The organism is Xanthobacter sp. ZOL 2024, assembly GCF_052932325.1.
In genome coordinates, this window is sequence record NZ_CM128808.1 from 2,756,181 (window position 1) to 2,777,078 (window position 20,898).

Sequence of the window (20,898 nt, forward strand, 5' to 3'; positions counted from 1 at the left end):
CCCAAGTGGCTTCGCTCAAGCGCCGCGCGAGCTTATCCAAAGGTTCATGAGAAAGCTCAAGAACCTTGGGCATCATTCACCACGCGCTCATGGCGAAAAAGGGTCGAAGCCGCCGGATCGGCCTCAGGCGGCGAACACCTTGTAGCGATGGGGCTTGAGGCCGACCTTCGTGCCGACATCCAGGCTCTGGTCGCGCGGCACGGCGGCCTCGATCACCAGCGGGCCGCCGTCGTTGGCGATTTCCACGTCCGCCCGGCGGTTGGGGCCGAAGGTGCGCACCGCCAGCACCCGGCCGGCGAACGGGCTCGCCGCCGGGTCGGCGATCTCCACATCGTGCGGGCGGGCGAGGATGCGGGCCGGGCCATCGCCCAGCCCCTGGGCATCGAGCCCCAGCGCCCGATCGCCGAGATACAGGCTGCCGGACCGCGCGAGGCCGGGGAAGGCGATGGTTTCGCCAATGAAATCATGGACAAAGGCGGTGGCCGGATCGTCATAGACCTCGGCCGGCGTGCCCACCTGCTCGATCTTGCCACGGCCCATCACCACCACCCGGTCGGCCAGCTCCAGGGCTTCTTCCTGGTCGTGGGTGACGAGGACGGAGGTCACCGGCAACTCCTCGTGCAGGTGGCGCAGCCAGCGGCGCAGCTCCTTGCGCACCTTGGCGTCGAGGGCGCCGAACGGCTCGTCCAGCAGCAGCACCCGGGGCGAGATGGCGAGCGCCCGCGCCAGCGCCACCCGCTGGCGCTGGCCGCCGGAAAGCTGGGCCGGATAGCGCTCGGCCAGCCAGTCGATCTGTACCAGGGACAACAGCTCGTTGACCTTGGCGCGGATGGCGGCTTCCGGCAGCTTGTCGGCGCCGCGCCGGACGCGGAGGCCGAAGGCCACGTTCTCGAACACGCTCATGTGCCGGAACAAGGCATAATGCTGGAACACGAAGCCCACGTTGCGCTCGCGCACTGAGCGGTCGAGCGCGTCCTCGCCGTCGAACCGCACGGCGCCGGCATCGGGCCAGTCGAGCCCGGCGATGATGCGCAGGAGGGTGGTCTTGCCGGAGCCGGACGGGCCGAGCAGCGCCACCAGCTCGCCGGAGCGGATCTCCAGGCTGACATTATCCAGCGCGGTAAAGGACTTGAAGCGCTTGGTGACGCCGACGACGTCGATGCTCATCGCTCTTCCTCTGCAAGGCGGTGTTCAAGAATGGTCTTGGCGATCAGCGTCACGAGCGCGAGCAAGGCCAGAAGGGACGCCACCGCGAAGGAGGCGACGAACTGATATTCATTGTACAGGATTTCGATATGCAGCGGCATGGTGTTGGTGAGGCCGCGGATGTGCCCGGACACCACTGACACCGCCCCGAACTCGCCCATGGCGCGGGCGTTGCAGAGCAGGACGCCATAGAGCAGCGCCCATTTCACATTGGGCAAAGTGACCCGGAAGAAGGTGGACAGCCCGGAGGCGCCGAGCGACACCGCGGCTTCCTCCTCCGCCGTACCTTGTTCCTGCATCAGGGGAATCAGCTCCCGGGCGACGAAGGGGAAGGTCACGAAGATGGTGGCGAGGACGATTCCGGGCAGGGCGAAGATGATCTTGATGTCCCAGTCCTGCAGCCACGATCCGAACAGGCCCTGGGCGCCGAACAGCAGCACATAGACCAGGCCCGCGACCACCGGGGAGACGGAAAACGGCAGGTCGATCAAGGTGATGAGGAAGGTCTTGCCGGCGAAGTCGAACTTGGCGATGGCCCAGGAGGCCACCAGGCCGAATACCAGGTTGGCGCTCACCGAGATCAGCGCGACGAGGAGGGTGAGGCGGATCGCGGCGAGGGCGTCGGGGTCGACGAGGGCGTCGAGATAGGCGCCGAGGCCATGCTTGAACGCCTCGACGAACACCACCACCAGCGGTAGGCCGATGAACAGGCCGAGAAAGGCCAGCGCCACCGCGGTGAGGGCGACCCGTACCGCGACGGGCTCGGTGTTGACCGGGCGGGGCGCGCGGGCGGTGTAGGCCGGGGCCTCCGCCACCGCGCTGGGCAGGCCCTCGCTGGCGCCGCGGACGGGATGGGGTTCGGTCAAGGTCACGACAGTTCCGGTCACGACGCTTTGCCTCCCCGCAGCTCGCTCCAGCGCTGCAGGCGGTTGATGACCAGCAGCAGGGCAAACGAGGCCAGGAGCATCACCACGGCGATGGCGGTGGCATCCGCATAGCGGAACTCCTCCAGCCGGATCACGATGAGCAGCGGGGCGATTTCGGAGATGCCGGGCAGATTGCCGGCGATGAAGATGACGGAGCCGTATTCACCCACCGCCCGGGCGAAGGCCAGGGCGAAGCCGGTGAGCAGGGCGGGCCAGACCGAGGGCACGATGACCCGCCAGATGGTCTGGCTGCGCACCGCGCCGAGGCTGGCGGCGGCCTCCTCCAGCTCCGCGTCGAGATCGGCCAGCACCGGCTGCACCGTGCGCACCACGAACGGCAGGCCGATGAAGATGAGCGCCACCAGAATGCCGAGGGGGGTGAACGACACTTGGATGCCGAGCGGCGCCAGCAGGCTGCCGATCCAGCCGTTTTCCGCATAGAGCGCGGTCAGAGCGATGCCGGCGACGGCGGTGGGCAGAGCGAAGGGGATGTCGATGAGCGCATCCACCACCCGCTTCAGGGGAAAGTCATAGCGCACCAGCACCCACACCACGATGGCGCCGAACACCACGTTCACCGCCGCCGCCGCCAGCGACAGGCCGAAGGAGATCTGCAGCGCGTGCAGGGTGCGCTCGCTGGTGACGATGGTGAGGAAGCGGGCGAAGCTGATCTCGCTGGTCTTGATGAACAGCGCCGACAACGGCAGCAGCACGATCAGGCTCAGCCAGGTGAGGGTGAGCCCGAGGGTGAGCCCGAAGCCGGGAATGACGCTCGGATGGCGCAGGGTGAGGCGGGACGCGGTCATTGTGGAATTATAGCGCCTCACCAGGGGGAACGTCGTGCGCTCGATCAAGGGGAAGGGGTGTTTGCGGCGGCCGCCTGTGGAAGGCCGGGCCAGACCGCGCGCCGGCCGGGCCGGCACGCGGTCGAAGGGGGCGGGCGCAACGGCCCGCCGGTGAGGTCGCCTCAGTTGGCATAGATCTCGTCGAACACGCCGCCATCGGAGAAGTGGGTCTTCTGGGCCTTCTGCCAGCCGCCGAACACCTCGTCGATGGTGAACAGCTTCACCGGGGCGAAGGTGTCCTTGAACTTGGCCGCTACCGCCTCATCGCGCGGGCGATAATAGTTCTTGGCGGCGATCTCCTGGCCGGCCGGGGTGTAGAGGAACTTGAGATAGTCCTCGGCGATGGCGCGGGTGCCCTTCTTGTCCACCACCTTGTCCACCACCGCCACCGGCGGCTCGGCCAGGATGGAGAGGGAGGGGGTGATGATGTCGAACTTGTCGGGGCCGAGCTCGTTGACCGAGAGATAGGCCTCGTTCTCCCAGGCGATGAGCACGTCGCCGATGCCGCGCTCCACAAAGGTGACGGTGGAGCCGCGGGCACCGGTGTCGAGCACCGGCGCGTTCTTGAACAGCGCCTTCACGAAGTCCCTGGCCTTGGCCTCGTCGCCGCCGGTCTTCTGCAGGGCATAGCCCCAGGCCGCCAGATAGTTCCAGCGGGCGCCGCCGGAGGTCTTGGGGTTCGGCGTCACCACCTTGATGCCCGGCTTCACCAGGTCGTCCCAATCCTGGATGCCCTTGGGATTGCCCTTGCGCACCAGGAACACGATGGTGGAGGTATAAGGGGAGGAGTTGTCGGGCAGGCGCTTCTGCCAGTCCTTGGCCAGGGCACCGCGCTCGGCGATGGCGTCGATGTCATAGGCGAGGGCCAGCGTTACCACGTCCGCATCCAGGCCGTCGATTACCGAGCGGGCCTGCTTGCCGGAGCCGCCGTGGGACTGGCGGATGGTGAGGTGATCGCCGGGGTGGGCCTTCTCCCATTCGGCGATGAAGGCTTTGTTGACGGCCGAATAAAGCTCGCGGGTGGGGTCATAGGAGACGTTGAGCAGGGTGGTCTCCGCCGCCCGGGCTGGCGCGGAACCCAGACCCATGCCTAGTCCCATGGCCAGCGCCGCGCCACCGAGGCAGGCGCCGAAGCTCCGGCGCGAAAGGCGGCGGGTCAGAGCGGAGCGGCGCGCGGAACGAATGGGCATGACAGCCTCCGGTGATCGGTGGGGCCCCGGGAGCGGGGCCCAAAGGGAACCCCCGAATGGGGCTCTTCCAGGAATGCAGCAGACGATGGCATCCCTTTCACCGCCGGTCAATGCGTAATTCTACAAAATCCATAGAAATAAAGTTTAAACCTGATTTCAACGCGTTATCAGTGTCAAATGCCTTGGCCTCAAATGCCTTCACCGAGGTGGATGCCGCACTCGGTCTTGGCGCGGCCGCGCCAGCGTCCGGCCCGGGGATCCTCGCCGGGCTTCACCCGCGAGGTGCAGGGCATGCAGCCGATGGAGGCGAAGCCGTGCTTCTCCAGCGGATGGTGGGGCAAGGCATGGGCGTCCATATAAGCGAGGAGATCCTCACGCCCCATGGCGGCCAGCGGGTTGAACTTCACCCGGGCGCCGTCGCCTTCCACCACGGCGATGGCGGCGCGGGTCTGCGCCTGGTAGCGCTTGCGGCCGTTGATCCAGGCCGCATAGGGCGCGAGGCCGCGGGCCAGGGGCTCCACCTTGCGCACCGCGCAGCAGGCGTCGGGATCGGTGGACCACAGGCCGCTGTCACCGTCGCGCGCCGCCAGCGCCGCCGGATCGGGGGCGAGGGTGATAACTCCGGTCAGGCCCAGGAGGGCGATCAGTTCGTCGCGATAGGCGAGGGTTTCGGGAAACAGGTGGCCGGTATCCAGGAACAGGATCGGCGTGGCCGGATCAAGCTGGGCGATCAGGTGCAGCAGCACCACCGATTCCGTGCCGAAGGACGACACGGCGGCGATGCGGCCGGGAAAGGTGGTGAGCGCCACCTTGAGGATGTCAAGGGGCTCGGCCGCCCTAAGGCGGGCATCGAGGGCGAAGACATCCACGGGCAGCGGCGCGCGGTTCACGGCGTTCATGGCCTATCCCCTTGCGGCGCGGCGGATGGCGGCGGCGGTCGGCCGGCCGTCGCCGGTGGGCTGGTAGAACACGCTGTAGCTGCCGAGCGCGGCGGCGAAGGCCTCCGCATCGGCCGGCTTTTCCACCTCGAAGGCATCGAAGCCGGCGCGGGCCATCATCAGCACCTGGTCCCGCAGCACGTTGCCGGTGGCCCGCAGCTCGCCGGTGAAGCCATAACGCTCGCGCAGCAGCCGCGCCTGGCTGAACGCCCGGCCATCCCGGAACTTCGGGAACACCAGAGCGATGAGGGAGAGGCGCGACAGCAGCGGCGCGAGCTCGGCCACGTCGCGGGCATTGGGCCACACCACCCCCAGGGCGCCGTTGCGGCCGGCCGGGGCTTCACCCTCGCGCAGCAGGCGATCGGCGGAGATGAGCGCCGGACCCTGTGGCAACGGCGCGTCGTCGGCGGTGGGCACGAACGGATCGGCCGTCACGGCCCCGGACTTAACGAGGGGCATAGGCGCGCTCCTTGAACGGCTCGACGCCGAGGCGGTCCACCGCGGCGATGAAGGTTTCCTGGGGCGAGGTGCGCAGCGCGAGATAGGTCTCGATGAGCCGCTCCACCGCATCGGCGATCTCGCTCTCGGGGATCGCCGGGCCGATCAGCTCGCCGATGCGGGCCTTGGAATTGGCCTTGCCGCCCAAGGTGATCTGGAAGAACTCCTCGTCCTTCTTCTCCACCCCGAGAATGCCGATATGGCCCACATGGTGATGGCCGCAGGCATTGATGCAGCCGGAGATGTTGACATGCAGCCGGCCGATTTCCGCCGCCTTGGCGTGATCGGCGAACCGCTCCGACAGGCGCTGGGCGATGGGAATGGAGCGGGTGTTGGCCAAAGAGCAATAGTCGAGGCCCGGGCAGGAGATGATGTCGGTGACGAGCCCCACATTGGGGGTGGCGACGCCGATGGCATCGAGCGCCTTCCACAGGGCTGGCAGATCCTTCTGCCGCACATGGGGGAAGGTGAGGTTCTGCTCGTGGGCGACGCGGATCTCGCCATAGCCATAGCGCTCGGCGAGATCGGCGATGGCGTCCATCTGGTCGGCGGTGCAATCCCCGGGCGGGGCGCCCACCGGCTTCAGCGAGAGGGTGACGATGGCATGGCCCGGCACCTTGTGCGGGGCCACCGCATTGGCGTGCCAGCGGGCGAAGGCGGGATCGGCGAGGGCGCCGGTGAGCCCCGCCGGCCGGTCGGGCAGGGCTTCGAAATCCGGCACGGCGAAGCGGCTGGCGATGTCGGCAAAGGCGGCGTCGTCGAGCCTTAAGGCGCCGTCCTTGAGGGCGCGCCATTCCGCCTCCACCTTCTCGGCGAAGGCGTCGGCGCCCATCTCATGCACCTGGATCTTGATGCGGGCCTTGTAGATATTGTCGCGCCGGCCGCCCAGATTGTAGGTGCGCAGGATCGCTTCCAGATAGGAGAGCAGGTCCTCCTTCGGCAGAAACTCACGGATGGTCTTGCCGATATAGGGGGTGCGGCCGAGCCCGCCGCCCACCAGCACCTCGAAGCCGATGGCGCCGTCGCGCTTGTGCAGGCGCAGCCCCACGTCATGGACGCGGATGGCCGCGCGATCATGGGTGGCGGCGGTGATGGCGATCTTGAACTTGCGCGGCAGATAGGTGAACTCGGGGTGGAGGGTCGACCACTGGCGGATGATCTCCGCATAGAGGCGCGGGTCCTCGATCTCGTCGGGCGCGGCGCCGGCCCAGGCGTCGGTGGTGGTGTTGCGGATGCAATTGCCCGAGGTCTGGATGCCGTGGATGCCCACTTCGGCCAGCTCGGCCATGGCGTCCGGCAGCTCGGCGAGCTTGATCCAGTTGAACTGGATGTTCTGGCGGGTGGTGAAGTGGCCATAGCCCCGGTCATAGCGCCGGGCCACCCGGGCAAGGGCGCGCATCTGGGGGGCGCTCAGGGTGCCATAGGGAATGCACACCCGCAGCATATAGGCGTGCAGCTGCAGATAGACCCCGTTCATCAGCCGCAGGGGCTTGAACTCTTCCTCGTTCAGCGCCCCCGACAGGCGGCGCGCCACCTGGTCCCGGAACTCGGCGACCCGCTCCTTGAGGAAGGTGCGGTCGAACTCGTCATACACATACATGGGACTGCGCTTTCCTCAGGCGGCGCCGGGCAGGGCGATGGCGGTCGGCAGGGCCACGGTGGGGCCCTCGACGCGGATGCGTTCGCGCAGGTTGGCGGGGGCGATGCGGCCGTCCGCGGTGCGGCGGACCGGGGCGGGATAGGCGCCCACCGCGGTGTTCTCGTCCCCATGGGCGACGGCGAGCAGCGCCTGCACCCCCTCGCTGGTGTCGCGCACCGCCGCGTCGGCAAGGCGCTCGCTCCACCGGCCGGCAGCGGTGAGCCAGACCACCACGCCATCGGCAAGGCGGTTGGCGGTGATGGCGGTGGGGCCGGAAATCTTCAGCTTGCGCTGCAGCGGCGAGGTCATTCTGGCACTCCTTGCGCCCTAAACAACGGTCAGATGATGTGTAAATAACAGGCTATCGTATTTCTAAATGTAAAATAACATCATCTCACGTGCAATATGTAAAATTAAACGGGACGTGCGTGTGGAAAGGGGCGCGCGGGTCACCAAGCGTGCTGGGATTCCCTCTCCAGACGCCCCTTGCGGGAACGAGCAGGCCCGGTGCAGGCTGGCTTCTGCCTCGTGCACCTTCATCCGCGCGCGCAACCCTGCTCCATGTCACGGGAACCCCGGGGGGAATCCGATGCCCGAACTCGCTGTCGTCTCGCCGTCCCCGATCCTGCTCGACATCACCGACGGCATCGCCCGCATCCGCTTCAACCGCCCCAAGGTGCTCAATGCTTTGGACGAGGCCACCATCCTCGCCTTCAAGGCGGCGGTGGACGAGGTGGCGGCGGATTCGACCGTGCGGGTGGTGGTGCTCTCGGGCGAAGGGCGCGCCTTTCTCGCCGGCGGCGACGTGGGCCGCTTCCACACCGCCGGGCCCGACGCGCCCAAGGTGGTGGCGGCCATCATCGATCCGTTCCACCAGGCCATCCTGGCGCTGGCCGGCATGCCGGCGCCGGTGATCGCGTCGGTGCATGGGGCGGTGGCCGGGGCCGGGCTTTCGGTAGCCCTGGCCGCCGACCTGGCGATCGCCGCCGAGGATGCGGTGTTCACCATGGCCTACACCCGCATCGGCACCACGCCGGACGGCTCCGGCACCTTCTCGCTGCCGCGGGTGGTGGGTCTGCGCAAGGCCATGGAGCTGGCGCTGCTGTCGGACACGGTGGATGCCGCCGAGGCGCTGCGGCTCGGCCTCGTCAACAAGGTGGTGCCGGTGGCGGCGCTCGCCCACGAGACCGACCTTCTGGCCCGCCGGCTCGCCGCCGGCCCCACCGAGGCCTATGGGCGCATCAAGCACCTGCTGCGCGCCGCCTTCCGCCACACCTTGTCGGAGCAGTTGCACGCCGAGCGCGAGGCCTTCATCGCCAGCGCCGGCACGGCGGATTTCGCCGAGGGCGTCGCCGCCTTCGTCGCCAAGCGCCCGCCCCAATTTGAGGGGCGCTAGGGCGCGATCGCGCGGGCTTGCCGGGTTGCGTTGACTGAAATCTATTAATCAGATAATGTTCATAGAAATTACAGGATCTATGAACATGACGCTCCTGCGCCACCCTCTGTTCCGCGATACCGTGCTGTTCGCTTTGTCCTATGGGGTGATCGTGGTCGCGGTGATTTTCGGCTGACGACCGCGCGCACAAACACGAACCGCCGCACCCGGAGGGGTTGCGGCGGTTCGTGTTTGTGCGCGGGGAGGGCGGCTCAGCGCGCCAGGGTCACCTGCTGATTGGTGTCGGCGATGATGCCGGTATAGCGATTGGGTCCATCGGGCTGCAGCCGCGCGGTGACCTTGCCCTGATGATTCTGCAGCACCAGATCCGGCCCCATGGTGTCCCAGCCCTTGGTCATGAAGATTTCGCTGGGGCAGGAGACATCCGCCTGCGCCGCCATGCCGCTGAGGCCGCGGGTGGTGGAGAGGGTGACCGGGCAGCTGTAGCGGCCATTGTCCCAGCTGAAGCTCCAGGCACCGGAGAGCTGCTCCTTGGCGGCGCTGGGGGCATAAGCGGTGGCGCCGGGATTAGCCGGTGGCGGGGTGAGGGGAACGGCGTTGGCGGTGGCACGGGGGGTGATGGCTTCGGCCGCCGAGGTGGCGGCGGGCACGCTGGCGACGCTGGCGCTGGTGGTCGCCGGGGACGGCGCCGGCGAGGTCTCCACCGCGCCGGAAGGCGCCGCCATCACCCGATTGGCCTCCACAGCCGAAGTTTTGCTGCCGAAGCCGTCGAGCTCGGTGCTGCATCCCGCCAGGACCATCACGAGAGCTGCCGCCAACCCACCCGCCGCCACGGTGGTCGCGGTGCTCGATCGCACCCGTTCAGAAACCAACTGCATCCACTCCTCTCCGGACGTGTTCCGCAACACGACGACCCCGGCCCATCGATTCGCCCCCGCTGCGGCGCACGATGGCCCTTGGTTCCCGCTGACGTTCGGATCGCAACCTGTCGCGGCGCTGTCGCAGCCGTCACCCGTCGCGCATCCGGCCACACTTCCCGCAGAACATGGCAGGACCATGGCTGTGAGATTACCGTGATACCATATCACCGGTGCGGATGGACGCCATGGTTAAGCCGCGTTATCCACCCGGGACGGTATCCGCCTTTGGTCGGATCGGCGCGGCAGGGGCCGCGCGGTCCCTCTGGGAGATGGCCATGACCTCCATGCTCGACCCGAAGACCCTCACTTTGCTGGTCACCGGCGCCACGTCCGGCATCGGCGCCGCCACCGCCCGTCGCTTCGCGCGGGCTGGCGCGCGGGTGATCGCGGTCGGCCGGCGCGCCGAGCGGCTGGCGGACCTGCAGGCGGAATTCGGCGCGCGGGTGCACACGGCGGTGCTGGACACCCGCGACCTGGCCGCCACCGAGCGCCTGGTGGCGGAGCTGCCGGCGCCGTTCCGCGATTTCAACGTGGTGTTCGCCAATGCCGGCCTCGCCATGGGCCTCGAGCCCGCCTACGCGGCGAAGATCGAGGATTGGGACACCATGGTGGCCACCAACATCAACGGCATGCTCTACACGGTGCGGGCCACCCTGCCGGCGATGATCGCGCGCGGCGAGGGCCATGTTGTGCTCACCGGCTCCATCGCCGGCGACTATGCCTATCCCGGTGCCAATGTGTATGGGGCCAGCAAGGCGTTCGTGAAGCAGTTCGCCCTTAACCTGCTGGCCGATGTGCATGGCAGCGGCGTGCGGGTGACCAATATCGAGCCCGGGCTGACGGAGACCGAATTCTCGGTGGTCCGCTTCCATGGCGACCAGGGCAAGGCGGACAATGTCTATGCCGGCGCCACGCCCATGAGCGGCGATGACATCGCCGAGCAGGTGCTGTTCGCGTGCAGCCAGCCGCGCCATGTGAACATCACCCGCATCCAGGCGATGGCGGCGCAGCAGGGCTTCGGCCCGCTGGCGCTGAAGCGCAGGCCGGCCTGAGTCGGTTGCCGGGTTCAGGGCGTCGGGGTGCGTGGCGGTGAAGACGGTGTGTCCGGTGTCGGGTGCGTGTGGAGAGCGGGCATGAGCAGCGTCAGCCTGCCCAATGCCATCACCGTGGTGCGGATCCTGCTGGTGCCGGCGGTGGTCTGGGCCATCGGCGTGGGGGAGACCCAGCTGGCGTTCTGGCTGTTCCTGGCCGCCGGCATCTCCGATGGCCTGGACGGCTTCATCGCCAAGCGCTTCCACATGCAGACGGAGCTCGGGGCCTATCTCGATCCGGTGGCCGACAAGGCGCTGCTCATCTCCATCTATGTGGCGCTGGCGGTGGTGGAGCTCATTCCGCGGTGGGTGGCCATCGCCGTCGTGTCGCGGGATGTGATGATCATCGGCGCCGTGGTGTTGTCGCTGGTGATGGCGAAACCGGTCACCATCGCGCCGCTTCTGGTGTCCAAGGTGAACACCGCGGCGCAGATCGCCTTTGCGGCCTTCGTGCTGGCGAGCTCCGGCTTCGCCATCCATCTGCCGCAGGCGTTCGCGCTGGGCCTGACGGCGGTTGGCCTCTTGACGGGTCTTTCCGCCGCTGCCTATCTCGCCGCATGGATGCGTCACATGGCGAGTTGATGGGGCCGGCCGATCGGGCTCCGGCAGATCCTGCTTCGACCGGCCGCGTCCCGGCGGCCCCGGAGGCGTCGGCGCATGAGCCCGTGCCGGAAGGCACCATGCTGGGACGCATTCAGCTGCGGTTCTGGATCGGCGCCCTGGTGGTGCTGGTGCTGTGCCTGTGGCTGCTCAGCGGCATCCTTCTGCCGTTCGTGGTGGGCCTGGTGCTGGCCTATTTCCTCAACCCGGTGGTGATGCGGCTGCGCCGCATCGGCATTGGCCGAACCATCGCCTCGCTGGCGGTGGTGGTGGTGATGCTGCTGGGGGTGGTGCTGTTCTTCCTGGTGGTGCTGCCGATCCTGACCTCGCAGCTGTTCGAGTTCGCCCAGCGCCTGCCGTCCTATGTGGCGCGCCTGCAGGGCCTGTTCACCGAGGAGAACCGCGAATGGCTGAGCCATATCGTGGGCGATCGGCTGCCGGACATGCAGCGCTCCATCTCGGAGCTGATGACCCAGGGCGTCACCTATCTGCTGGGGCTTCTGTCCTCGGTGTGGGCGGGGGGGCAGGCCCTGGTCTCCATGTTCGCGCTGATGGTGGTGACCCCGGTGGTGATGTTCTACATCCTGTGCGACTGGGACAATATGTTGGATTTCGTGGACCGGCTGCTGCCGCTGCAGCAGCGGCCGGTGCTGCGCGACCTGGCGCGAGAGATGGATGGCGCCGTGGCCGGCTTCGTGCGCGGCCAGGCGCTGGTGTGCCTGCTGCTGGGCCTTTATTACGCCATCGCCTTGTCCATGACCGGGCTCAACTTCGGCCTGCTCATCGGCCTGGTGTCGGGGGCGGTGTCGTTCATTCCCTATGTGGGCTCGCTCACCGGCCTGGTGCTGGCGATGGGCGTCGCCATCGTCCAATTCTTTCCCGATTGGGGGATGATCGCCACGGTGTTCGCCATCTTCATCTTCGGCCAGACCATTGAAGGCTATGTGCTGTATCCCAAGCTGGTGGGTGACAGTATCGGCGTGCATCCGGTGTGGCTGATGTTCGCCCTGTTCGCCTTCGGCTACCTGTTCGGCTTCGTCGGCCTGCTGCTGGCGGTGCCGCTGACGGCGGTGGTGGGCGTGGCGGCGCGCTTCGCCGTTGGCAAATATCTCAACTCGACCCTCTATCGAGGCCCGGGTGAGACGCCGGAACCCCGGTGACGCCATGGCTGGACACCCTCCGGTCCGGCAATTGCCGCTCCTGTTGCCCGCCGAACCGGCCCTGCGGCGGGAGGATTTCCTGGCCGCGCCGGGCAATGCGGCGGCGCTTGCCCTCATTGATGCCTTCCCGCACTGGCCGGCCCGGGTGGTGTGCCTGATCGGCCCGCAAGCGGCGGGCAAGAGCCATCTGGCCGCCATCTTCGCCGAGCGCGCCCATGCGCGGGTGATGCGGGCGAGCGACCTGACGCGGGCGCAGGTGCCCGAGGCGCTGGCGTCCGGCGCGCTGGTGCTGGAGGATCTCGACGCGGCGCCGTTCGAGGAGGCGGCGCTGTTCCATCTGCTCAACCTCGCCCGCGAGCAGCATGCCTTCCTGCTGATGACCGCGCGCCTGCCGCCCTCGCAACTGGTGCTGGCCACCAAGGACCTCGCCTCGCGGCTGCGGGCGGTGCCGCTGTTCGAGATCGCCGCCGCCGACGATGCCCTGCTGGCGGCGGTGCTGGTGAAGCTGTTCGCCGACCGCCAGGTGGCGGTGGATGAAGCCACGGTGAGCTATCTGCTGCTGCGCATTCCCCGTACGGTGGCGGGGGCGCAGCGGGTGGTGGAGGCGCTCGACCGGGCCGCGCTGGCGGCCCATCGTCCGGTCACCCGCAGCCTGGCCGCGCAGGTGCTGCGTGACCACCCCGACCTTGCGGCCCAAGAGGACGGCGGGGAGGACGGCGGGGAGGACGGCGGGGAGGACGGCGGGGAGGACGGCGGGGAGGACGATGGCGGGGAGGTGGACGGCCCGGAGGACGAGGTTTCCGGCGGTGGAGAGAAGCGGCGGGGCTGAATGCCGCCGCGTCATAGAGTAGTCATCTAACATGGCCATGGTCCGCCCGAACCGATGGAGCCGACGATGAGCGCAAGAGAGGCCGCAGCTGTGGTGGAAGACGAGATCCTCCCGGAAGGGGCCGACGGTTCGGAGGCGGTGCTGGCTCTGGCGCACTCGCCCCATCGCTTCATCAACCGTGAGATTTCCTGGCTGCACTTCAACCGCCGGGTGCTGGAGGAGGCCTCCAACCGCAGCCACCCGCTGCTGGAGCAGCTGCGCTTCCTCTCCATTTCCGCCAACAATCTCGATGAGTTCTTCATGGTCCGCGTCGCCGGCCTGAAGGAGCAGATTCGCGAGGGGGTGCAGACCCAGAGCCCGGATGGCCTCACCCCCTCCGAGCAGCTGACCAAGATCATGGCGAGCGCCGCCCAGCTGATCGCCGACCAGCAGGTGCGCTGGCGCGAGCTGCGCGGCGACCTGGCCACCGCCGGCGTGGTGCTGGTGGACGGGGCCGACGCCACCGCCGCGGACCGGGCGGCGCTGGAAACCCATTTCCTCAATCACGTGTTTCCGGTGCTGACGCCGCTCGCCATCGACCCGGCCCACCCGTTTCCGTTCATCCCCAATCTCGGCTTCTCGCTGGCGCTGCAGCTGGCGCGCCAGGGCGACGGGCGCGGCATGAACGCGCTCATCCGCGTGCCGGCCAAGGTGGAGCGCTTCATCCGCCTGCCCGACCATGCGGCCACGCCCGGCATGCGCTTCATGACCCTGGAGCAGATGATCGGCCTGTTCATCTCCTCGCTCTTCCCCGGCTATGAGGTGAAGGGGCAGGGGGTGTTCCGGGTGGTGCGCGACAGCGACCTCGAAATCGAGGAAGAGGCGGAAGACCTCGTCCGCCTATTCGAGACTGCGCTGAAGCAGCGCCGCTATGGTGAGGTGATCCGCATGGAGGCCGATGCCTTGATGCCGGAAGAGCTGCGCAATTTCGTCGCCCGCGAGCTCGGCGTCCATGACGACGAGATCTTCGTGGTGAACGGGGTGCTGTCGCTGAACGAGTTTTCCCAGCTGGTCTCGGTGGATCGGCCGGATCTCAAGTTCAAGTCCTACAATGCGCGATTTCCCGAGCGCATTCGTGAAAACGGCGGCGACTGTTTTCTGGCCATTCGCGAGAAGGACATTCTTGTTCACCACCCTTATGAATCCTTTGACGTGGTGGTGCAGTTTCTCCGTCAGGCCGCCCGCGACCCCAATGTCGTCGCCATCAAGCAGACCCTCTACCGCACCTCCTCCGACAGCCCCATCGTGAAGGCGCTGGCGGAAGCGGCGGAGGCCGGCAAGTCGGTGACCGCGCTGGTGGAGCTGAAGGCCCGCTTCGACGAGGAGGCCAATATCCGCTGGGCCCGGGATCTGGAACGGGCCGGCGTGCAGGTGGTGTTCGGCTTCATCGAGCTGAAAACCCACGGCAAGCTCTCCATGGCGGTGCGCCGGGAGGGCGGCTCGCTGGCCACCTACGTGCACGTGGGGACCGGCAACTACCACCCCATTACCGCGCGCATCTATACCGACCTCTCCTTCTTCACCGCCGATCCGGTGATCGCCCAGGACGTGGCGCGCATCTTCAACTTCATCACCGGCTATGCCGCCCCCGGCGAGCTGGACGCCATGGCGGTGTCGCCCATCGGCCTCAAGGCGCGGCTGCTCGACAACATCCGCGAGGAGATCGAGCACGCCAAGGCCGGCCGGCCGGCGGCCATCTGGCTGAAGTGCAATTCCCTGGTGCACCCCGAGATCATCGACGCGCTCTATGAGGCGAGCGGGGCGGGGGTGCAGGTGGATTGTGTCATCCGCGGCATCTGCTGCCTCCGCCCCGGCATCCCCGGCCTCTCCGAGAACATCCGGGTGAAATCCATCGTCGGGCGCTTCCTGGAGCATTCGCGCATCTACTGCTTTGGCGCCGGCCATGGGCTGCCCAGCCCGCAGGCCATCGTCTACATCTCCTCGGCCGACCTGATGCCGCGCAATCTCGACCGCCGGGTGGAGACCTTGTGCCCCATCACCAACCCGACGGTGCACGAGCAGGTGCTCGACCAGATCATGGTTGCCAACCTTATCGACAACCAGCAGAGCTGGCGGGTGTTGCCGGATGGCTCGTCGGAACGCATAGTCCCGGCGCCGGGCGAAGAGCCGTTCAACGCCCATCAGTATTTCATGACCAACCCGAGCTTGTCTGGACGTGGAAAATCTCTCAAGGATTCTTCGCCGCGCAGCCTTCTCGTCCGCCGCTGAGCCGGCCGACGCGGCCCATCGCGCCCCTGGTCGCCTGGGCGATGGGGCGCCGGTGGCGGTCATCGACATCGGCTCCAATTCCGTGCGGCTGGTGGTCTATGAAGGGCTCAACCGGGCGCTGACGCCCATCTTCAACGAAAAGGCCCTGTGCGGACTCGGTCGGGAGGTGCTGTCCACCGGCCGTCTGGCGGAAGATGCGGTGGTGCGGGCCCTGTCCGCCCTCAAGCGCTTCCGCGCCCTGTGCGACGCCATGCAGGTGGGCGCGGTCTATCCGCTGGCCACGGCGGCCGCGCGCGACGCCGAGAACGGCCCCGCCTTCATCGCCGAATGTGAGGCCATCTGCGGCGCGCCCATCGAGCTGCTCACCGGGCGGCGCGAGGCGGAACTGGCCGCCAGCGGCATCCTCGCCGGCATCCATCGACCCGACGGCATCGTCGGCGACCTCGGCGGCGGGTCCCTGGAGCTGGTGGAGGTGAAGGGCGGACAGATCGGCACCGGCATCACCCTGCCACTCGGCGGCCTCGCCCTGCAGGATCGCTCCTCGCGCTCGCCGCGCCGGGCCGAGAAGATCATCAAGGAGACCATGTCCGACGCCGGGGTGCTGGACGACATGGCCGGGCGCACCTTCTACGCGGTGGGCGGCACCTGGCGCGCGCTGGCGCGCCTGCACATGTTCCAGAAGGGGTATCCGCTGCACGTGATGCACGGCTATGTGATCCCCGCCCGCGAGGCGCTGGACTTCACCCGCATCGTGCACCGGGCCGATACCGAGACCCTCGCCCATATCGACGTGATTTCCGATGCCCGCCGGCCGCTGCTCGCCTATGGTGCGCTGGTGCTGGAAAACCTGGTGCGCCAGGGGCGCGCCTCCGAGGTGGTCATCTCCGCCCTCGGTGTGCGCGAGGGCCTGCTCTATGCGCTGATGGCGCCTGAGATGCGGGCGGAAGATCCGCTACTGGTGGCGGCGGCTGAGCTCAACGTGCTGCGCTCGCGCTCGCCGCGCCATGGCGAGGAGCTGGTGGCCTGGACCGACGCCTTCTTCGCCTCCTCCGCGGTGCTGGAAGAGGCGGAGGACGAAACCCGCCTGCGCCGGGCCGCCTGCCTGCTCTCCGACGTGGGCTGGCGGGCCCATCCCGATTATCGCGGCGAGCAGAGCCTCAACATGATCGCCCATGCGGCGTTCGCCGGGCTCGACCACGCCGGGCGCGCCTATGTGGCCCTGTCGGTCTATTTCCGCCATGTGGGCATCGGCGCCGACGATGCGGAGACGCGCCTCCTCGAGCTGGTGACCACCGGCATGCTGGACCGCGCCCGCATCCTCGGCGGCGCCATGCGGGTGGCTTATCTGCTGTCCGCCGCCATGCCGGGCATCCTGCCGCGCGTGCCGTTGCAGGTGCGCGGGGATCAGCTGGTGCTGAGCGTGCCCCGCGCGCTCGCCGCCCTGGTCAACGAGCGGGTGCTCTCGCGCCTGCGGCAGCTGGCCCGCCTGATCGGCCGCGAACCTTTGACGGAAATGGTGGACTGAGCCACGGCCGCCTGCGGGGGACGTTCCGCGCAGGATCCTTTGAACCTGCGACCGGCGCTCTCGGGAGGGCCGGTTTGCGGTGCGTCGCACGCGGCGTGGAGACGCGCGTCAGGCCTGGGCGTCCCCGGCGGATGGCTCCACCGCCACCACGCGCCCTTTTTCCACCGCCAGCGCCAGCCGGCCGGCCTTGAGGGCGAGGGCCCGTTCGCCGAACAGCTCGCGCCGCCAGCCCTTGAGGGCTGGCACGTCGGCGTCATCGTCGACGGCAATGCGCTCCAGGTCCTCGGTGGTGGCGATCACCTTGGCGGCCACGGCGTTCTGCTCGGCGGTCATGCGCAGCAGCACCTTGAGCAGCTCGACGGTGGCGCTGGCGCCGTTGGGCAGCGCCTTGCTGCGCTCGATGCGCGGCAGGGTGCGCGGATCGCGGGCGAGGCCGCGCTTCACCGCCTCCAGCACCGACTCGCCATAGCGGGAGCGCTCGAAGCCCTTGGGTAGCGAGCGCAGTTCGGAGAGACGGTCGGGGGTCTGCGGCTGCTGGACGGCGATCTCGCCGATCACGTCATCCTTGAGCACCCGCCCGCGCGGCAGGTCGCGGCTCTGGGCCTCGCGCTCGCGCCAGGCCGCCAGCTCCACCAGGACCGCCAGTTCGCGCGGCTTGCGCACCCGCGATTTCAGGCGCTCCCAGGCGCTGTCGGGATCCTGCTCATAGGTGGTGGGGGAGGTGAGGGTGTGCATCTCCTCGCCGACCCATTCGCCGCGCCCACGCGCGTCCAGGTCGGTGGTGAGCTTCACATAGATGTCCCGCAGGTGGGTGACATCGGCCACCGCATAGGTGAGCTGCGCGGGGCTGAGGGGCCGGCGCGACCAGTCGGTGAAGCGGGACGACTTGTCGATGGCTTCCCCGCACACCCGCTGCACCAGCTGGTCGTAGGAGACGCTGTCGCCATAGCCCAGCACCATCGCCGCCACCTGTGTGTCGAACACCGGATGGGGAATGAGGCGCGCCTGGTGCCAGATGATCTCGATATCCTGCCGGCCGGCGTGGAACACCTTCATGACCCGCTCGTTGGCCATGAGGTGATAGACGGGCGCGAGGTCGAGGCCTTCGGCCAGCGCGTCCACCACGATGGCCTCTTCGGTCGAGGCCAGCTGCACGACGCAGAGCTTCGGCCAGAAGGTGGTCTCGCGGAGAAACTCCGTATCGACGGTGACGAAGGGATGACGGGCAAGACGCTCGCAGGCGGCCGCCAGCGCGTCGTTCGAGGTGATGAGATCCATAAACTTGACCATATCCGGGCCCTTGGCCCGACGAAAGGGATTGTGGCGTGATTTTGTCATGGGCGTTGGTGTCGTCACGCCCCGTGTATCGTCATCCGTCCTGCTTCATGCGCCGGTGCGCGTGCCGGTGGCAAGGGCCCGCGCGCTGTCTGCCGACATGGGCGGCCCCAGCAGGAAGCCCTGCAGATGGGTGCAGCCCTCCTCGCGCAGCAGCTGGGCCTGCGCCTGGGTTTCGATGCCCTCGGCGGTGATCTCCAGATCGAGGGCCAGACCGAGGCTGATGATGGCGCGCACCACCGCGAAGGTGTGGCGGTCCTCCACCACATGGGCGATGAACCCCTGGTCGATCTTCAGGCGGCTGACATTCAGGTCGCGCAGGTAGCGCAGCGAGGAATAGCCGGTGCCGAAGTCATCGAGGGCGAGAGAGAGGCCGCGGGCGCGGAACCGGTCGAGGATGCGCCGCAGCGGCGCATCGGCCTGCAGCAGCAGCGATTCGGTGATCTCCAGCTCGAGCCGCTGGGGCGCGAGGCCGCTGTGCGCCAGGGCGGCCTCCACATCCTGCTCCGCCCGGCCGCCGCGGAACTGGGCCGGCGAGACATTCACCGAGATGAAGACATCTTCCGGCCATGCGGTGGCGGCCTGGCAGGCTTCTTCCAGGATCCACTTGCCGATCTGGAGGATGAGGCCGGATTCCTCGATCACCGGAATGAACTGCTCGGGCGGCACGTCGCCCCGGGTGAGATGGTGCCAGCGCAGCAGCGCCTCGAAGCCGGCGAGGCGGCCCGTGGTGGCGGCGAAGATCGGCTGGTAGACGACGCTGAACTCGTGCTCCCGCCAGGCCGTGTCGAGGTCGATCTCCAATTGGCGCCGGGCCTGCGCGGAAATGCTGAGGTCGGGGTGGAAGTGCTGGGCGTTGCCTCGTCCCTCGCCTTTGGCCTGGTAGAGGGCCAGGTCGGCGCACTTGAACAGGGTGGCCACATCGCTGCCGTCGCGCGGGGCCAGCGCGATACCCACGCTGCAGCCGGTCAGGATCTTGTGCTCGGTGAGGTCGAATGGCTCCCGCAGGGCCTCGATCAGGCGCTGCGCGGCGCGCTTGGCCTCCGTCTCGTCGGCGCACTGGCGGCAGACCACTGCGAATTCGTCTCCGCCCAGGCGCGCCACCATGCTCTGCGCCGGCATCACCCCCCGTAGCCGCTGGGCCACGCCCTGGAGCAGCGTGTCGCCCACGTCATGGCCCAGCGTATCGTTGATGGTCTTGAAATAATCGAGGTCGATGAACAGCAGGGCCAGGGTCGGGGCCTCGCCTTTCAGCCGGCGGGTCAGCTCCTCGGTGAAGGCGAGGCGGTTGGGCAGTCCGGTGAGGGCATCGGTGCAGGCGCGCACCCGCTCCTGTTCGGCGAACGCGCGCTCGCGGGCGATCTGGCGCACCACCAGGAACACGATGAGCCCCACCACCCAGCACACCAGCAGGGCGGCGATGCCGATGGGCAGAATGGCCTTCCAGGCCTGATGGTCGATTCCGTCGGCGGTGTCGCTCACCACCACCGCCAGTGGGTGGTGCGCGAGCGGCTGCACCGCGACGATCCGCTTCTGGGCATCCAGCACGTTTTCGGGCACCGCGCCGTCGTCCGGCAGGTTCTGCAGCAGCAGCGCGGCGATGCGCGCGCGGCCCGCATCGGGCTGCGGCGTGCTGCCGACGCTGGCCGGGACCCGCGCCAGCACCGTGCCATCGTTGCGCACCAGGGCGATCAGGCCGGAGGCGCCGAGCTCGATGGTGCTGAAATCGTGCTCGAACGAGGCCTGCTGCATGGCGCCCAGCACCAGGCCGAGGAACCGGCCATCCGGCCCGTTGAGGCGGTGCGCGACATAGATCGTGATGGCGCCACTGGCGATGCTGCGCACCGGCGTGCTGATGAAGCCGGTGGGCGCAGGCTCGGCCGAGAGGGCGGTGAAATAGTCGCGCATGGCGACATTGATCATCGGCGTCGGCCAGCGGCGTGAGAAGCTGACGAGATCGCCGTTGCGGTCGATGATGGTCACCGCATCCACCTGCGGCAGGCCGGAGATCTTCTCCCGCATGAGCTGGTGGATCTCGGGGGTTCCCATCAGGGACCGCAACTGCTGCTGGGTGGAGATCTCCGCCGCGGCAATGCGCTCGGCCATGGAGCGCTGCACCAGCTCGAGCCCCTGCAGGCTACGCTCGGTCTGGTTGGCGAGGGTGAGCGCGAGGTTGCGCAGCTCCCTGCGGTGCTCCTCATGGCTCTGGACATAGAGCGAGTGGGTGAGCCACGAGGCGCCGGCAAGCACGCAGATGACGATCAGCACGCCGATGGCGATGAAGAATACCGGGGCGCCACGGCGCTGCGCCGCGGACACGGCCTCGTCGACAAACATGGGCCCGGTGGCTTCGGAGGCGGACGAGGGGGCGCAGGCGGTCGGGGTCTCGGGTGAAATCGGGCCTTGTCTCACTGCGCGTCTCGTGGTTGTCGGTCCCGAGACGACGGTCCCCCCGTTGCATCGCTCTCGCCGAGAGGTGCTGATAGCACGCTTTGGGGGGAAGGAACCAGGACTGTCCGCTTGACAAGGGCT

Annotated in this window: 18 protein-coding genes; 7 read left to right on the top strand and 11 right to left on the bottom strand. The window is 68.1% G+C overall.

Going from position 1 to position 20,898, the window contains the following annotated elements:
• Positions 1-123: 123 nt before the first annotated feature.
• From ACU4E7_RS12690 to ACU4E7_RS12725, 8 genes are all read right to left on the bottom strand, one after another.
• Positions 124-1,167 carry a sulfate/molybdate ABC transporter ATP-binding protein gene (locus ACU4E7_RS12690; RefSeq protein ID WP_447019066.1) on the bottom strand — a complete coding sequence of 348 codons (1,044 nt, stop codon included), beginning with the start codon at positions 1,165-1,167 and terminating at the stop codon, positions 124-126.
• A complete protein-coding gene (cysW, locus tag ACU4E7_RS12695; protein WP_238120301.1) occupies positions 1,164-2,021 on the bottom strand; it encodes a sulfate ABC transporter permease subunit CysW in 858 nt (285 codons plus the stop codon). Before cysW ends, ACU4E7_RS12690 begins: the two co-directional genes overlap by 4 nt.
• Positions 2,022-2,089: 68 nt before the next feature.
• Positions 2,090-2,938 (bottom strand): sulfate ABC transporter permease subunit CysT, encoded by an 849-nt coding sequence (gene cysT, locus ACU4E7_RS12700; RefSeq protein WP_238120127.1) that lies wholly within the window; start codon positions 2,936-2,938, stop codon positions 2,090-2,092.
• A 161-nt stretch (positions 2,939-3,099) separates the two neighbouring features.
• Positions 3,100-4,077, bottom strand: coding sequence for a sulfate ABC transporter substrate-binding protein (locus ACU4E7_RS12705; protein ID WP_447021627.1), 978 nt, complete (start codon positions 4,075-4,077; stop codon positions 3,100-3,102).
• Between the two features lie 278 nt (positions 4,078-4,355).
• Positions 4,356-5,066, bottom strand: coding sequence for a phosphoadenylyl-sulfate reductase (locus ACU4E7_RS12710; protein ID WP_447019067.1), 711 nt, complete (start codon positions 5,064-5,066; stop codon positions 4,356-4,358).
• A 3-nt stretch (positions 5,067-5,069) separates the two neighbouring features.
• A complete protein-coding gene (locus ACU4E7_RS12715) occupies positions 5,070-5,564 on the bottom strand; it encodes a DUF934 domain-containing protein (protein WP_238120129.1) in 495 nt (164 codons plus the stop codon).
• The gene (locus tag ACU4E7_RS12720; protein ID WP_447019068.1) at positions 5,551-7,203 is read right to left on the bottom strand and encodes a nitrite/sulfite reductase; all 1,653 of its coding nucleotides are present in this window, start codon (positions 7,201-7,203) and stop codon (positions 5,551-5,553) included. The genes ACU4E7_RS12715 and ACU4E7_RS12720 overlap by 14 nt, the downstream gene beginning before the upstream one ends.
• Positions 7,204-7,218: 15 nt before the next feature.
• Positions 7,219-7,551, bottom strand: a complete 333-nt coding sequence (locus ACU4E7_RS12725; RefSeq protein WP_447019069.1) for a DUF2849 domain-containing protein — start codon at positions 7,549-7,551, stop codon at positions 7,219-7,221.
• Positions 7,552-7,831: 280 nt separating this feature from the next.
• On the opposite strand from ACU4E7_RS12725, the gene ACU4E7_RS12730 reads away from it, so the two are divergent.
• Entirely contained in the window at positions 7,832-8,638 is an 807-nt protein-coding gene (locus ACU4E7_RS12730) for an enoyl-CoA hydratase/isomerase family protein (RefSeq protein ID WP_447019070.1), read from the top strand.
• A gap of 251 nt (positions 8,639-8,889) precedes the next feature.
• Here the strand turns inward: ACU4E7_RS12730 and ACU4E7_RS12735 are convergent, their stop codons facing one another.
• Positions 8,890-9,516 carry a protease inhibitor Inh/omp19 family protein gene (locus ACU4E7_RS12735; RefSeq protein ID WP_238120133.1) on the bottom strand — a complete coding sequence of 209 codons (627 nt, stop codon included), beginning with the start codon at positions 9,514-9,516 and terminating at the stop codon, positions 8,890-8,892.
• Positions 9,517-9,833: 317 nt separating this feature from the next.
• On the opposite strand from ACU4E7_RS12735, the gene ACU4E7_RS12740 reads away from it, so the two are divergent.
• The 6 genes from ACU4E7_RS12740 (at position 9,834) to ppx (ending at position 17,031) form a co-directional block, all read left to right on the top strand.
• On the top strand, positions 9,834-10,610 hold the full coding sequence (locus tag ACU4E7_RS12740; RefSeq protein WP_447019071.1) for an SDR family NAD(P)-dependent oxidoreductase: 777 nt from the start codon (positions 9,834-9,836) through the stop codon (positions 10,608-10,610).
• Positions 10,611-10,691: 81 nt separating this feature from the next.
• On the top strand, positions 10,692-11,231 hold the full coding sequence (locus ACU4E7_RS12745; RefSeq protein WP_447019072.1) for a CDP-alcohol phosphatidyltransferase family protein: 540 nt from the start codon (positions 10,692-10,694) through the stop codon (positions 11,229-11,231).
• A 98-nt stretch (positions 11,232-11,329) separates the two neighbouring features.
• Positions 11,330-12,409, top strand: coding sequence for an AI-2E family transporter (locus tag ACU4E7_RS12750; protein ID WP_238120136.1), 1,080 nt, complete (start codon positions 11,330-11,332; stop codon positions 12,407-12,409).
• A gap of 4 nt (positions 12,410-12,413) precedes the next feature.
• Complete coding sequence (locus ACU4E7_RS12755) at positions 12,414-13,238, top strand: chromosomal replication initiator DnaA (RefSeq protein ID WP_447019073.1); 825 nt, start codon at positions 12,414-12,416, stop codon at positions 13,236-13,238.
• 66 nt (positions 13,239-13,304) lie between these two features.
• Positions 13,305-15,506: an RNA degradosome polyphosphate kinase gene (locus ACU4E7_RS12760; RefSeq protein ID WP_447019074.1), complete on the top strand. Its 2,202-nt coding sequence runs from the start codon at positions 13,305-13,307 to the stop codon at positions 15,504-15,506.
• A gap of 52 nt (positions 15,507-15,558) precedes the next feature.
• On the top strand, positions 15,559-17,031 hold the full coding sequence (ppx, locus tag ACU4E7_RS12765; RefSeq protein WP_238120138.1) for an exopolyphosphatase: 1,473 nt from the start codon (positions 15,559-15,561) through the stop codon (positions 17,029-17,031).
• A gap of 108 nt (positions 17,032-17,139) precedes the next feature.
• Here the strand turns inward: ppx and rnd are convergent, their stop codons facing one another.
• Entirely contained in the window at positions 17,140-18,309 is a 1,170-nt protein-coding gene (rnd, locus tag ACU4E7_RS12770) for a ribonuclease D (protein ID WP_238120303.1), read from the bottom strand.
• Positions 18,310-18,414: 105 nt separating this feature from the next.
• Positions 18,415-20,703, bottom strand: a complete 2,289-nt coding sequence (locus ACU4E7_RS12775) for a putative bifunctional diguanylate cyclase/phosphodiesterase (protein ID WP_447019075.1) — start codon at positions 20,701-20,703, stop codon at positions 18,415-18,417.
• Positions 20,704-20,898 lie beyond the last annotated feature (195 nt).